Source organism: Psychrobacter sp. NZS113 (assembly GCF_015864825.1).
Taxonomy (GTDB): domain Bacteria; phylum Pseudomonadota; class Gammaproteobacteria; order Pseudomonadales; family Moraxellaceae; genus Psychrobacter.
In genome coordinates, this window is record NZ_JADYWL010000001.1 from 548,902 (window position 1) to 564,036 (window position 15,135).

The window sequence follows — 15,135 nt, forward strand, 5'->3', positions numbered from 1 at the left end:
CCTGATTTGACTCGCTTTTAAGAAGATAAGTGCCTATTTAGGCACTGCTTTTACCTGTGAGTATTAACATAGCTTGCAGTGAATATGATAAAATCAGCCCTCATTTCTACCGTGTCAATTTTCGCAGCAGTTTTCGTATGATTTTGTCGTCAATATATGACGCAAAATGCCCATTTGGTATAAAATACGATTATTAGCAGCGCTCAGCTATTGATGCTGATTCTTTTAACTCATATTTTGCAAATTGCTAATATAAAGAGACAGAGTGGATAATTGTGTTTGATTTACAAGGATTTGGCGCGCTACTACTGAGCGGCGCTACCGTCACCATCAAGCTTGCCGTGACCAGTTTAATTATTGGTATGGCTTTGGGCTTGCTTGGTGCGACCGCTAAGCTGTCTAATGTCTGGCTGCTACGTAAGCTTGCGACGGTATATACGGCGACGATGCGTGGTATTCCTGAGTTGCTATTGGTGCTGTTCATCTATTATGGCGGCTCGATACTGCTGATGACGATTCTCAAAAAATTCGGCTATAACGAATATGTTGAGATTAGTGCTTTTTGGGGTGGCGTCATGGCGCTATCGATTGCTTTTGGCGCTTATGCGACTGAAATCTTTCGTATGTCGATTCAAGAGATTCCCATCGGTCAACGTGAAGCGGCGCAAGCGATTGGTATGCGTCCTTTTCAGACGTTTTATCGCATCACTTTGCCACAAGTTTGGCAGATTGCGTTGCCAGGATTGGGCAATTTGTTTTTGGTCTTACTCAAAGATACCGCATTGGTATCGGTCGTGGGTCTCAAGGACATTATGTATCAGTCATCACGTGCCGCTCAATCAACGCAGCAGCCCTTTACTTTTTATATGGCAGCAGCGATTATTTATTTGGGTCTGACCATGTTGATTACTGGCTTTATGATGTGGCTTGAATGGCGCGCCAATCCAGCAGCACGCTATGCTAAAAAGCTGAGCCGTCAGTCCACTCATCGTCAATCGACCATAGGATAAGGGGAGAGATACTATGGATTGGAATTGGCAGGTCATTTTCGATAATATTCCTGAGCTATTAGAAGGCGCTGTGTTGACCGCACAGCTGGTCGTTGTCTCCGGTATTATTGGCCTATTTTTTGGTTTAATTTTAGCGCAGCTACGCTTGTCCAAGAGCTGGCTGGTACAAATATTACCCTTTTCTTATATCTTCTTTTTCCGTGGTACGCCGCTACTGGTACAGATATTTTTGATTTATTATGGTTTGGGTCAGTTCGAAGCAGTACGTGAGTCGTTTTTATGGGAACCTGTACTTAGCCAAGCGTATTGGTGTGCCATTATTGCTTTCACTCTAAATACCAGTGCTTATTTGGCAGAAATCATTCGCGGTGCCATTCAGACCATTCCAGTTGGTGAATTAGAAGCCGCTGATGCGATTGGTATGTCAAAGTGGCAGAAGCTCACGCGTATTACGTTGCCTCGTGCCTTTGGGATAGTGATTCCAGCCTACAGTAACGAAGTCATCTTTATGCTCAAGGGCAGTGCATTGGCATCTACCATTGCCTTGATGGATATAACAGGTGTTGCGCGTACGATTAGTGCACGTACTTATACCTTGATGGAATTGTTCTTTGCCGCTGGTATTGTGTATCTGCTGTTGTCATGGGTGATTTTATTTAGCTTTAGATTGTTTGAAAAAAGAATGAATCGCCACACAAGTTATGTACCACCAGATGTGATGACCAGTACGATTCCATAGGTTCTAAAGTAAACTCTATATTTACTGTTTTTTGCACGTAATGGCTATTGATATCTTTGTGTGAAAGGCTTATAACTGTCAACAATAATAATTATTGTGAGAGCTATTATGAGTCAGTCATCTACTGCGATTGGTAAAGTGGTTTGCGTTGGCCGAAACTATGCCGCGCATGCCCACGAACTGGGCAACGAAGTACCTAAAACGCCTATATTATTTATGAAGCCTGCTTCATCAGTGGTGACCATTGCTCATCACTCGACCAACCAAACCGTTCTGCGTCCAAACTCCGAAACCTATGGTGATACACACTATGAGGCAGAGCTGTGTATTCAGTTATCAGCAGACCTATCTGCGGCTACTATTGAGCAAGCCAAGCAAGCGATTGGTGGTGTGACAATTGGGTTGGACTTAACGTTACGCGATTTGCAAAGTAAACTTAAAGAAAAAGGCCAGCCGTGGGAGCGCTCAAAATGCTTTGATGGTGCGTGTGTGTTAGCAGATTGGATCGACCCAGAGGCTTTCGGTGATTTCAGTCACGTAGAGTATCAGTTGTATATAAACGATACGCTGACGCAGGATGGTGACAGTGCCTTGATGCTGTTTCCAGTATATGATTTACTGGTCGAAATCAGTCATGCTTTTAGCCTACAAGCAGGCGATGTGATTATGACTGGTACCCCAAGCGGTGTTGGCATATTGCACGCAGGTGATGCATTAAAACTAAAACTCGGCGCTCATGAGTGGCAAGCAGTAGTAGAGTAACTGCCTCTTTAAAATGCAACCTTTCAATACACGCCTGCTATCAAAAAATCCCAAGTCATGACTTGGGATTTTTTGTTTTATATCATGGATAAAATATTACTATCAAATGGGATTACCGAAAATACCTGACCTATTATTCAAATTTTTTCTTCACTTTTTATTATTAAATGTTTGTGATTAGGGTCATACCATTATGACGGTGTCATCAAACCGTCATCTAATATTCAACGTATTGTCATAAATGCTGAGTAAGATAGCGGCTACTTCATGTTTTTTTGGTACCACTAACCACGGTGCCACTACTCTTTTTATGACAATCCAGCCGAATAGCAAGGTGACTGATAATGACCCTATCAAACAACAATCAAATAAATGATAAGCAAAATCTCGCTCATGAAGTCGTTGAAGATTCTAATCCTACTAATAATATGGATTTTCAAACCATTATCAGTCGTCGCTTGAACCGCCGCAGTTTATTGAAAGGCGGTACAGGATTAACCGCTGCCGCTTTCTTTGGTACATTGCCACTGGTTGGTCATACTAAAGACGCCAATAGCACCATGACTATCCGTAGTGGTGATGATGCCGCTGTACCAGCACACGGTGATCGAAGCCGCCCAGAAACATTAAAGTTCACTGCCGTGGCGCATTCGACCGCAGCAGAAATGAGCGTGGCTGACGGCTACAAGGCAGAAATGATATTGCCACTGGGCACACCGCTCATGTCAGGTATCGAGGACTGGAAAGACAACCGTGAGCAATCTGCTGAATCATTTGATTGGCGCATGGGTGACAATCATGATGGCATGTGGTTTTTTGGCAAAACAGGTAATAATTACGATGTCAAAGCCTCTGAAAGCGGCTTGCTAGTCATGAATCATGAATACGTGAACAGCGCCGAATTAAGTCCATTTGGCTATGATGTGAAAAAAGACAGCAGTGCTGAGCCTATTTTTCAAGAAGTTCGCCGTGCCACTGATGTGCGCCGCGAGGTGAATTGTCATGGGGTGGCGGTGGTTGAGATGAAGCGCCGCGCTAGTGGTAAGGGTTACGAGATGGTTCGAGACTCTAAATACAACCGCCGCATCACTAGTAGTACGCCATCACAGCTCACTGGCCCTGTTGCAGGATCTGATTTGGTCAAAACTAAATTTGACCCTACTGGCGTGAAGACACGTGGCATCAATAACAACTGCGGGGCAGGATTGTCGCCTTGGGGTACTTATTTGACCACCGAAGAGAATTTCTTAGGGGTGTTCGCGCGTGGTAAAGACGCCAGCCAATTAAGTGCTGCCCAAAATTATGGCCGCGAGCGTTATGGCGCAAAAGAAGACCATGCTACGTGGGGTTACTTGTGGCATACACCAAAAGCGGCAGAGGCTACCATGCCAGATGAATTTACACGCTGGAATATGACCGTTGCAGGTAAAACAGCCATTGATGATTACCGTAATGCGTTTAATACCTTTGGCTATATCACCGAAATCGACCCGTTTGATAAAAATTCCATGCCTCAAAAGCGTACAGCTTTGGGTCGTTTCGCTCATGAAAACTGTGCGTTTGCACCTGTTAAGCAAGGTCGCCCTGTTGTGTTTTATATGGGTGATGACTCACGTGGTGAGTATATTTATAAGTTCGTGTCAAAAGCTAAGTGGTCTAAAAGCGATATCGGTGGTGGCCTAAAAGCGGGTGACAAATACATGAACGAAGGTACGCTGTACACGGCAATCTTTAATGAAGATGGCAGTGGTACATGGCAGCCGTTGGTTTATGGTCAAAATGGATTGGACAATACCAACAGTGTATTGCCGTTTAATGGTCAAGATGACGTACTAGTCTTTGCGCGTGCAGCTGCCGATGTGTTGGGTGCTACTAAGATGGATCGCCCTGAATGGGTATCTGTCAGCCCCATTACTGGCGAAGTATATGTAACTTTGACCAATAATAAAAATCGCGGCGTCGATGACGATCAGCCTGTATCAGCCAGTAATCCTCGCAGTTATAATGTGAACGGTAAAGCCGCTGGTAATGATAATGGTCATATCATCCGCTGGGTCGAAACAAATGGCGACCATGCTGCAACCAGTTTTGAGTGGGATATCTACCTATTTGCGTCCCCTAGTGACAAGTCTGCAGAAAACTTATCTGGATTGAATGCCAATAATGATTTGTCTTCACCAGACGGTTTGTTTTTTGATCCACGCGGCGTATTGTGGATTCAAACAGATGATGGTGCATATACAGACACGACCAACTGCATGCTATTGGCAGCATTGCCAGGTAAAGTGAATGATGGATCAGTTAAAACAGCCTCGACAGGGCAACAAACTCGTATAGGATCGGCAGCGACTGATGATACTCTTAAGCGTTTCTTTGTCGGTCCTGAAGGCTGTGAGGTGACAGGCATCACCATGACCCCAGATTTTAAAACCTTATTTATTAATATTCAACATCCTGGTAATGCTTGGGGCGCTGTCAAAGGTGGTAGCACGCCACGATCTGCTACGGTTATGATTACTAAAAATGATGGTGATGTGATACTGGCAGAATCGTTCTCGTAAATCATTCGTGCCATATCGAGCTGGTGATAGACATAAATAACTAAGCGTTTTACCAAAAAAACCTCAAGCGATGGCTTGAGGTTTTTTTGTTTGGGTACAGCATAATCAAAGAACTCTAAAATGGGTACAAGGCAGCCGACTGCAGATTGTACGAGTAGTACCTCTAGAGAAGGTAACACTGTAGCGGTTTAGCAGTTTGCTGGCTATATTAAAAAAAGACAAGCAACATCAACTGTCTATCGATACTTTCCCACAATATTTCCTAACAATTAATACACTTCAAAATCCAATGATTTCTTCTATTTACGCTATTTAAAGACTAGTATAGACACTTACCTTTCTGCTGAATGTGTCAATACAATGAGTGCTATGAACAACATTATGAATAGTCCAGATGGTTTTTATAATGACCGTATGAGCCATGGCAATACCGGTAGTAACGCTCGTGTTCGTCATGAGCTCGAAGCACATTTTGCCTCAGAGAGTGATATACCAGTACACAGCCATGTGTATGAGCAGATAGATCAACTCGAAGCCATTGATGTGGATGAGTTAGTTAAGCTATTGGCAGATGAGGGGCATGAAACGACGGTAAAGCCAGTTGCTTTGGCTGAATTTTTTGAAGGATTGGCACAGCTTGCTACCACGGGTGTAGTAGAAGTGACTGATATTGTAGAAGCCATTCATCGCGAAGTTATTTTGCGACCTTTGGGTCGTTTCAATAAAAATCATATAAACAATTGGCAGCGGGGTATCACTGGGCGTATTTATGGCACGATACGGCAGGTCATGCTGATGGTGGGTAATAATCTGGCATCTGTGTTAAGAGTATATCAACACATCGTGATGCAGAAAAAAGTTCAGCCATTGCCAGATTCATTAAAAAAATTAGTGAATGTACTGAATGGCGTCATGGGTGACCATCTTGTCAATAATAAAAATCCACTGGCCGTGCCGATGATGCTATACGATAGCGAAGGTATACCGTTAGATGAAGCACTATCAGAACATGATGAGTCAAAGCATAAAGAGCTTTCGGGACGTGTCGTCATCCTGTGTCACGGTCTATGCATGAGTTATTTGAGTTGGCAATCTCAAGATTCTAATGGTTTAGGCGATGCGATCGAGAACAGCCAGCCTAATAGCACTGTGTTATATCTGGATTATAATACGGGTCGACGTATCTCGCACAGTGGTCGTAAATTTTGCCAGATACTACAAGATTTGGTCGATAGTCATCCTAATATCAGTCAGATAGATTTGGTCGGTCATAGTATGGGTGGCTTAGTCTCTCGTAGCGCGTTGTTTTATGGTGAACAAGACCATCTAGATTGGGTGAAGCGCGTTAGTAATCTCATCACGCTAGGCTCGCCACATCATGGTGCAGTGCTAGAACGTATTGGTAATTACGTGCAAGAAATTATCGGAAAACTGCCTTTTGCTGGTTCGCTTGCCAAGCTTGGTGACATGCGCAGTGCTGGTATTATTGATTTGCGCCACGGTAGTATTCGTGATGTCGATTGGAAGTCTTTAGAAGGTCGCAGTGTGTTGCCGCAAGACTTTCGCCATCCTACCGGTTTGCCCAGTGGTATCAAAACCTACTTTGTCGCCAGTGCTCTGGTCGAGACGCATTATGAGTCTAAGATGACAGATTTATTAGGTGACGGTTTGGTCTCAGTAGCCTCTGCGCTAGGTGAAGATGATAGTGAGCATGCGCTGTTTGTGCCAGATGGTCATAAAGCGGTATTTTATGGCGTAAGTCATATCAATTTAATTCATAGTAGAAGAGTACGTGAGCAAGTGGTCGCGTGGTTACTGGATAATGGACAGCGCGATTATATGGGTGAACCTCGGATATATTCTTATCCTAGGAGTTGGGATGTGGCGGTGTAAAAGATTTTGAGTTTTTTGGCTGTTATTAGCATTATGAATACCAGTATTTTGAAGACTAAGTATAAAACAAAAACCCTCAAGCATCACGCTTGAGGGTTTTTTTATAAACACTAACTTATACTCATAAAGAAAACTTACTCAGCAAATATTGCTGCCACATCATCTTTATTGAACTTATAGACTTCACCGCAGAATCCACAATCCATCTCAAACGTGCCGCCTTGCTCTTCTACGATGTCTAATGCCTCTGCTTCGCCAACTTGCTCGATGGCCATCTCACATTTTTCGCGTGAGCAGGTACAACCGAATGATAACGGCGCAGGTTCAGGTGCGACGATATTTTCTTCATGGTATAAGCGATACAAAATCTCGTTAGCATCGAGGGTTGTCAGCTCTTCTGCCTTGACCGTACGCGTTAATACAGACAGACGTATCCATAAGTCATCATCGATACCAGCATCTTCGTTTTGCTCAACTTCATAAGTCTCTGCAGCAGTACGAGGTAGCATCTGTACCAATATACCACCCGCTTGTAGGCCATCAGACGCCAAATTAATCAACGTTGGAATCTGTGCAGATTGCTTTTGGTAATGCGCCAAGCAGTCAGCCAAATTGTCATGGCTACGCTCAACGATACCTTGATACGGCTCGCCACCTTCAGGCTGAATATTAATAAACAATACGCCTTGTCCAGGTTCGCCTAGCTCAGCAAAGGCTTCCTTGGCATGGATCATATTGTCCCACGCTTGTACTTGCTCATCCGTTTCAGCTTTCCAGCTGGCAAGCGCGCGGATGACACCGTTTTGATCGCACTCTGCCATTGCCCAGTTGAGCAAGCTGTTGCTGTCTGATGACTGTAGTTGAATGGACAAACGACCATTTATTTTAACGGTACTGATGAGCAAACTGGCAGCGGTCAGCATTTCACCCAATAAGCGTTTGATGGCTTCGGGATAAGGCTTTTGTGCAATCGTGCTCGCGTAGCTGCGTGATAGGCGCACCACGTCACCACGTACGGGAGAGTCTTCGATAAAGAAGCGTTGGCGCACGTCGTTGTCATGGTGGTTGCTAGCGGCTTGGCTATCCGTATTTGGGGCTTGAGTGTCTTGTGTCATAGGTCATGTGTAGTATTAAGAAGTTGTTTGCTTTATGGGGATTCATCGTGATTTATCAATCATTTCTCCCGTACTGTTTGCATATATTTGTGGTTTGTCATCAGCTTAAATATCACCAACTCTACCCAGTTTTGTTATAAGAAAGCCACTCGTAGGTCTTATCTGTATAGCATAATGCTAGGATGAATCTGTGAAAAATTAATTGTCTTGACCAAGATGCCTATAGGTATATGAAAGCGGTGAGGTGGTAAGCACCTGCTGAAACGTACATATATGGAAAAATGAATCCTTTACTAAAAAAGTTTACTACCAGCATTAAATTTGTTGTAAAGTAACATTCAGTTGCATTGTGATAAACAACAGCAACAACTGTATGGATACATGGTAACTAGGTTAGGCAATAAGCACTATGTTGTCCAACACTCATTAAATCTCGTAATAATGTGATAAAGGATGTTCTTCATGACTTACTTCTTCTCTAAACCGTTGACTTTAGCCGCTCTAGTGGCATTAGGCCTAACAGGCTGTAATAACAGCAGTGACACTAGCACTGACGCGCCAGCAGATGATGCAGCAGCGACAGAAACCATGAATGGTACGCTACAAAAAATTAAAGACTCTGGCACTATCGTTGTCGGCTATCGTGATTCTTCCATTCCTTTTTCATATGTTGCCGATGATCCTAATCAGCCTATGGGCTACGCACATGATCTAGAAATGAAAGTGGTTGAGGGTATTAAAGAAAAACTCAACATGCCAGATCTAGAAGTTCGTTATAACCTAATTACCTCACAAACTCGTATTCCTTTGGTTCAAAACGGCACGGTCGACTTTGAGTGTGGTTCAACGACCAATAACGTCGAACGTCAAGAGCAAGTGGCTTTCTCTAATGGTTTCTTTGAGATTGGCACCCGTCTATTGACCAAAGCAGATTCTGGTATCAATGACTTTGAAGACCTAAAAGGTAAGCGTCTAGTGACTACTGCTGGTACGACTTCAGAGCGTTATATTCGTCAGTACAATGACGAGAAAAAGATGGATACCGATATCATATCTGCTAAAGATCATGGCGAAGGTTTCTTGATGTTAGAGAGCGGCCGCGCTGATGCGTTTATGATGGACGATGTATTGTTAGCAGGCGAAAAGGCCAAAGCTAAAAATCCTGATGAATGGGTCATCGTTGGTACACCGCAATCATTTGAGATTTATGGTTGTATGATGCGTAAAGACGATCCTGAATTCAAAACAGTCGTGAACGACGCGCTGAACAAAACCTTTAGCTCAGGCGAGATCAATAGCATCTATGACAAGTGGTTCTTAAACCCAATTCCACCAAAGAACGTCAACTTGAACTTTGAGATGTCAGACAACCTAAAAGCACTTATCGCCAATCCACACGATAGCGATCAGCCTAAAGTAGCAGCAGCACAGTAGTATTTGTCCTTCAATCTAGCTTGCTTACGTGTTCAGATCGGACTCATCGTCCATCTAGCACGTAAGTTTTTCAATCGCTGTTCGGAGAGACAATCATGAATTATAGCTGGAACTGGGGTGTGCTCTTTGAGCATACGGGTATTGGCAACGAGCTGTATATCCACTGGATGATTACTGGTCTTGGCTGGTTATTACTGATTGGTAGTATTGCTTGGACCATCGCTATGGTCGTTGGTACTGTCTTCGGTATTATGCGTACTTTACCTAACAAAACAGCTCGTCGCATCGGTACCGCTTATGTGACCTTTTTTCGTAATATTCCGCTGCTTGTGCAGCTATTTTTTTGGTTTTATGTGGCACCTGGTTGGTTGACGCCAGCGCTACAAGAATGGTGGTTTAGAGATCTATCGCCGAATACATCCGCGATGCTCTCAGCCAGTATTGGTTTAGGATTGTTTACAGCAGCTCGTATTGTCGAGCAAGTACGTACGGGTATCGAGTCGCTACCAAAAGGACAGATAAACGCAGCGTATGCGCTAGGCTTCACTATTCCGCAAGCTTACAAGCAAGTACTGCTACCACAAGCATTTCGTATTATCTTACCGCCGCTTAGCTCTGAGCTGACCAACTGTTTTAAGAATGCCTCTGTCGCCTCATTAGTTGGCGTCATGGAGCTCATCAGTCAAACCAAAACCATCAGCGAATACACACAGAATAGCCTTGAGATTTATACTTATGCGACGATTATCTACCTCGTCTTTAATCTCTCGCTCATCGCTATTATGGGTCTGATCGAGCGTAAATTAAGAGTACCAGGGCTTATCGCAGGGAGTCAGAAATGAATATGATGACCGAACTTGCGACCGCGTATCCAGGCTTAATGGGTGGCATGATTACCACGCTAAAAGTCCTGTTTTTGGCTATTATTGGTGGTATCAGCTTAGGTACTGTATTGGCGCTTATGCGCTTATCAGGTATCAAAGCATTAGAGATTCCCGCTAAGCTGTATGTCAATTATTTTAGATCCGTACCATTACTATTGGTGCTACTGTGGTTCTACTTTGCCGTCCCGATGATTTATTTTTGGGCAGCGGGTAAGTATCTACAACTAGATGCAGCCTTTGCCTCTTGTGTTGTCGCGTTTATGATGTTCGAAGCGGCTTACTTCTCAGAAGTCGTCCGTGCGGGTATTCAGTCTATCGGTAGTGGTCAGGTCAATGCGGCTAAAGCATTGGGCATGACTTATGGACAAACCATGCGTCTGGTGATTTTGCCACAGGCCTTTCGTAAGATGCTGCCACTCATATTGCAGCAGTGTATTATCTTATTCCAAGATACGACCTTAGTGTTCGCTATTGGTCTGACTGACTTCTTCCGAGCGGCATACGTACGTGGTGAACTAATGGGTCTATTGACGCCTTACATCTTAGGCGCAGGCGCTGTGTATTTCGTCCTAAGCTTGGCAGCTTCAGTCGGCGTACAGCGTGTACAAAAAAGGTTAAGGTTTTAATAAAGGACTGTTAAGCGTTAGAGTCGATCAATGCATGGTTATCTGAACATGGTTATCTGATCTCATTTGATAGGCTCTAATGCTTTCAAAAATTAACTGCATTTATTATTAATGTATCGTTGATTCAGTTTAAAAGAGAGACAAGGCAACCGAGTGCAGATGTATATGTAATACTTCAAGCGAGGTTAACGCGGTAACTCTTTTATAGAGGATTGACTATATTTTGACTGAATGCAATTGGGCAAGATTAAGAACAAGGCTAGGAGCCAACGATGAATAATGCTAAAACGTTTATAAATGACTTTGGTGGACTGGTCACAGACAGTGGTCATGCTAGCAATGAGATGGTCGTTGAGATAGATAGCGTTAGCAAGTGGTATGGCGACTTTCAGGTATTGACTGACTGTACCGCTCATGTCCATAAAGGTGATGTCGTCGTAGTCTGTGGTCCATCGGGTAGTGGTAAATCCACCTTGATCAAGACCGTGAATGGGCTAGAGCCTTTTCAAAAAGGCAATATTATGGTCAACGGCATCTCTGTCGGTGATCCAAAAACTAACTTACCTAAGCTACGTAGCCGCGTCGGAATGGTGTTTCAGCATTTTGAACTATTCCCTCACTTGACTATTATCGATAATTTAATGGTTGCGCAAATTAAAGTATTGGGTCGTAAAGAAGCGGAAGCCAAGCAAAAAGGCATGGCTTATTTAGATCGAGTAGGGTTGACCGTTCAAGCGAATAAATATCCTGCTGAACTATCAGGTGGTCAGCAGCAGCGAGTTGCTATTGCTCGTGCGCTAGCGATGGATCCCATAGCGATGTTGTTCGATGAGCCAACCTCAGCACTCGATCCTGAGATGATTCAAGAAGTGCTCGATGTTATGGTGGAACTGACTCGTGATGGTATGACCATGATGTGCGTGACGCACGAAATGGGTTTTGCCAGTCAGGTAGCCAATCGTATTATCTTTATGGATGAAGGTCATATCGTTGAGAACTGTAGCAAGGATGAGTTTTTTGAAGGCGCGAAAAGTGAGCGCGCACAGCAGTTCTTGTCGAAGATTTTGAATCATTAAATAGACTTTGATTTACGATTATTTATAGCGCTGTTTCTAACATAAAGACATGTTCTAAAACTTATTTTTCTTTCCACTGCTAATGGTTATACAAAGCGCCTTATTAAAGACAGTTAAACGCTATCTTTAATAGGGCGCTTTGTATTCAGTTTCTTTTGTATAGCTATTTGAAAAACGACTTGGAGCCTATGATGTTCACCCCCAAAGCATTTAAAGAGGAAGACTTTGAGGCTATAAAACCTTTTATCAAAGAGCAGCCTCAGGCTACTATCATCGTACAAACAAATACTGGATTAGAGGCTTGTCATATTCCGATGTACTGGCAAGATGATGGCAGTCAATACGGTTGTCTATATGGGCACATTGCCAAAGTAAATGCTTTGAACAATAGTGATAATATTGATGCACCATGGCTGGTTATATTTCAAGATACCGGTCATTACATCAGCCCCAATTGGTATCCAAGTAAAGCAATAACTCATAAAGAGGTGCCTACATGGAACTATCGTAGCGTGCATATCACAGGATTAGTTCACCTGATAAATGAGCCTGAAATGCTGATTGAAATCTTAACGAAGCTAACCACAGATTTTGAAGCCAATCAACCTATTCCGTGGTCACTTGATGATGCGCCAGCAAACTACATTCAAGCACTTTGTCGAGCGATTGTTGGTATTCGCATCAATATCACGGATGTTCAAGCACAGTTTAAACTTAGTCAAAATAAGTCTGCTGAAAATAGAGCAGGCATAATCGCAGGACTAGGGCGACTGCGAACGGAAAAGGCAGATAAAATGGCTAAGCTAATTGGTTAGACAAGCTTGAAAATATAGTGTTTATGATACTGATGGATGTGATTTTACTTAATGATATCAACTTAATTAGGATTGACTATGACGTTAAAGCGAACTGTTGGCATACTACTGTTTAATGAAGTAGAAGTATTAGACTTTGCAGGACCTTTTGAGGTGTTTTCGTTAGCTGAAAATGCTGCTAACAATAAGTATTTTGACGTTATCACTATAGCTGAGAACCAAGCGCCAATATCTGCTAGGAATGGTCTACAAGTTATTCCTGATTATAATTTTACCAACCATCCAGACATTGATGTATTAATAATCCCTGGTGGTTATGGTGCTGAAAAAATAGAAATACATAATAAGGTAGTGATTGACTGGATCATCACTCAAGCAAACTTGGCAGAGCTTACACTTTCAGTGTGTACAGGAGCGTTACTATTGGCAGAAGCAGGTTTACTGGCTGGTAGGTCAGCAACTACGCACTGGATGGATCTGGATAATTTAGCATCCTATCCTGATATCGATGTGATCTCTCATATTCGTTTTGTAGATGCCAGTGATGATACATGTAATATTGTCACATCCGCGGGAATAAGTGCAGGCATCCATGCAAGTCTATACTGTATCGAAAAACTAATAGATAGTGAAACCATGCGTGCAACAGCACATCGCATGGAGTTCGATATTAACTAATTAAGTGAATTATTGGATAGATGAGTGAATGGCTGTTTACTGATACAATAGCGGTCAATGTTTTGAATAATTAAAATAATTCATAAACCGTATTGGAGTTCATATGAGTGTAGAAAATCCATCAGTAGCATCATCTAAAGGTATCGTCATTATTGGAGCAGGTTTGGCAGGCTGGCATGTCATCGATGCCATTCGTGCAAAAGATAAAGACATTCCGATTACTTTGGTAACGGCCGATAATGGTGATCGTTATCACAAGCCAATGCTGACCATGGCCATTAGCCAAAAGAAAAGCGCAGCAGACTTGGTAAGAGCAACGGGTATTGATGCTGCAGAAGCTGCAAATGTTAAGCTACTTGCCAACACGCAGGTTACGGATGTTGACACGACTACTCAACAGCTGCAATTGGTCTCTGCACAGCGTTCAGATCCAGCCAACACGGATTATGCCACGATCAGTTATGGCAAGTTAGTACTGGCGATGGGTGCGCATCCTATCTTCCCAAAAAGCTTGCCAGAGGATCTCGTCTGGCACGTCAATCATATTGAGCGCTTTGGACAGCTGCAAGAAAAGCTAGCAACGGGTAGTCAGCACGTCGCTATCGTCGGTGCAGGTATGGTTGGGACGGAGATTGCAGAAGACTTACTCAAAGCAGGTCATCAGGTGACACTCATTGATTTAAACGATGCACCACTATCACAAATGCTACCACCAAAAGCGACGGCTCGTATCGCCCAAGCGGTCAAGTCGCAAGGGATTAACTTTTTAGGGGGTTATCAAGTATCTGGTATTACTCGTATCAGTGATAGCAGCAATGAGGGAAAATTACAGGTCAGTTATGAGGCAATAGCCTCAGAAAATACGACTGCTGAGCCAATCGAACCGATTATCGTAGATCATGTGGTTGCCAGTACAGGTCTGACGGTCGATGATAAGCTGCCTGCTGCTGCTGGCGTCGAGTTCAATCGTCGCACTGGTATTGTGGTGGATGCGCCAACCTTGCGTACCAGTACAGCCAATATCTATGCCATTGGTGACTGTATGTCTATCGATGGCGTGCCGTGTCGTTACGTCGCCCCATTACGCGCGCAGGCTGCTACTATTGCTGATGATGTATTGGGCCTAGAGCATAACGGCTATGAGCATAAACCGCCCATGATTCGCCTGAAAAACAAAGCAATCTCTGTCATGGTAACAGGTGTGCCAAAAGCGACTGGCAATTGGCAAGTAAAGACAGAAAGTGATGAAGAGCTGGTCATGGACTTGCTAAATGATAGTGATGACGTTAGCGCTACGTTGACCATCAAGTTGCCGCCAACCGTTAAAGCTTAATGACTGTTAAAACTAAATGGTCGTAAAATTGGGTTTATTCTAATAACTCAGTTTTTAAATCAAATGTTAATAGCAATGTTAACAGCACTGTTGATAGTAATGTTAATAGCAATTTTGATAGCAATGTTAAGAGCTAAGCCAATTGTACTAGTCATAGTATGATTGGCTTTTTTGTGTCAACAATTTGCCATATTTTTATGATAGTTTTA

At 43.2% G+C, this 15,135-nt stretch carries 13 protein-coding genes; 12 read left to right on the forward strand and 1 reads right to left on the reverse strand.

The genetic code is table 11. The annotated features are described in order from the left end of the window. Positions 1–275 precede the first annotated feature (275 nt). The 5 genes from I6E61_RS02325 to I6E61_RS02345 all read left to right on the forward strand — a co-directional run bounded on the left by I6E61_RS02325 (position 276) and on the right by I6E61_RS02345 (position 6,965). Positions 276–1,010, forward strand: a complete 735-nt coding sequence (locus tag I6E61_RS02325) for an ABC transporter permease (protein WP_194195957.1) — start codon at positions 276–278, stop codon at positions 1,008–1,010. Positions 1,011–1,023: 13 nt separating this feature from the next. Then, positions 1,024–1,749 (forward strand): ABC transporter permease, encoded by a 726-nt coding sequence (locus tag I6E61_RS02330; protein WP_194195956.1) that lies wholly within the window; start codon positions 1,024–1,026, stop codon positions 1,747–1,749. 108 nt (positions 1,750–1,857) lie between these two features. After that, complete coding sequence (locus tag I6E61_RS02335) at positions 1,858–2,511, forward strand: fumarylacetoacetate hydrolase family protein (RefSeq protein WP_197129126.1); 654 nt, start codon at positions 1,858–1,860, stop codon at positions 2,509–2,511. A 344-nt stretch (positions 2,512–2,855) separates the two neighbouring features. Next, the gene (locus I6E61_RS02340; protein ID WP_197129129.1) at positions 2,856–5,072 is read left to right on the forward strand and encodes a PhoX family phosphatase; all 2,217 of its coding nucleotides are present in this window, start codon (positions 2,856–2,858) and stop codon (positions 5,070–5,072) included. A gap of 369 nt (positions 5,073–5,441) precedes the next feature. Continuing rightward, positions 5,442–6,965, forward strand: a complete 1,524-nt coding sequence (locus tag I6E61_RS02345; RefSeq protein WP_227685629.1) for a GPI inositol-deacylase — start codon at positions 5,442–5,444, stop codon at positions 6,963–6,965. 134 nt (positions 6,966–7,099) lie between these two features. Here I6E61_RS02345 and I6E61_RS02350 read toward each other — a convergent pair whose 3' ends face one another. Next, positions 7,100–8,080 (reverse strand): Hsp33 family molecular chaperone HslO, encoded by a 981-nt coding sequence (locus tag I6E61_RS02350; RefSeq protein ID WP_197129132.1) that lies wholly within the window; start codon positions 8,078–8,080, stop codon positions 7,100–7,102. Positions 8,081–8,542: 462 nt separating this feature from the next. On the opposite strand from I6E61_RS02350, the gene I6E61_RS02355 reads away from it, so the two are divergent. From I6E61_RS02355 to I6E61_RS02385, 7 genes are all read left to right on the forward strand, one after another. Beyond that, entirely contained in the window at positions 8,543–9,514 is a 972-nt protein-coding gene (locus I6E61_RS02355) for a glutamate/aspartate ABC transporter substrate-binding protein (RefSeq protein ID WP_110921781.1), read from the forward strand. A gap of 95 nt (positions 9,515–9,609) precedes the next feature. Then, positions 9,610–10,356, forward strand: a complete 747-nt coding sequence (locus I6E61_RS02360) for an amino acid ABC transporter permease (RefSeq protein ID WP_189582821.1) — start codon at positions 9,610–9,612, stop codon at positions 10,354–10,356. Next, complete coding sequence (locus I6E61_RS02365; RefSeq protein ID WP_197129135.1) at positions 10,353–11,024, forward strand: ABC transporter permease subunit; 672 nt, start codon at positions 10,353–10,355, stop codon at positions 11,022–11,024. The genes I6E61_RS02360 and I6E61_RS02365 overlap by 4 nt, the downstream gene beginning before the upstream one ends. 344 nt (positions 11,025–11,368) lie before the next feature. Next, positions 11,369–12,100: an amino acid ABC transporter ATP-binding protein gene (locus I6E61_RS02370; protein ID WP_194196339.1), complete on the forward strand. Its 732-nt coding sequence runs from the start codon at positions 11,369–11,371 to the stop codon at positions 12,098–12,100. A 191-nt stretch (positions 12,101–12,291) separates the two neighbouring features. Next, entirely contained in the window at positions 12,292–12,915 is a 624-nt protein-coding gene (locus tag I6E61_RS02375; protein ID WP_197129138.1) for an FMN-binding negative transcriptional regulator, read from the forward strand. 78 nt (positions 12,916–12,993) lie between these two features. Next, positions 12,994–13,593 carry a DJ-1/PfpI family protein gene (locus I6E61_RS02380; RefSeq protein ID WP_197129139.1) on the forward strand — a complete coding sequence of 200 codons (600 nt, stop codon included), beginning with the start codon at positions 12,994–12,996 and terminating at the stop codon, positions 13,591–13,593. Positions 13,594–13,696: 103 nt separating this feature from the next. Then, a complete protein-coding gene (locus I6E61_RS02385; protein WP_197129142.1) occupies positions 13,697–14,926 on the forward strand; it encodes an FAD-dependent oxidoreductase in 1,230 nt (409 codons plus the stop codon). The last annotated feature ends 209 nt before the right edge of the window (positions 14,927–15,135 follow it).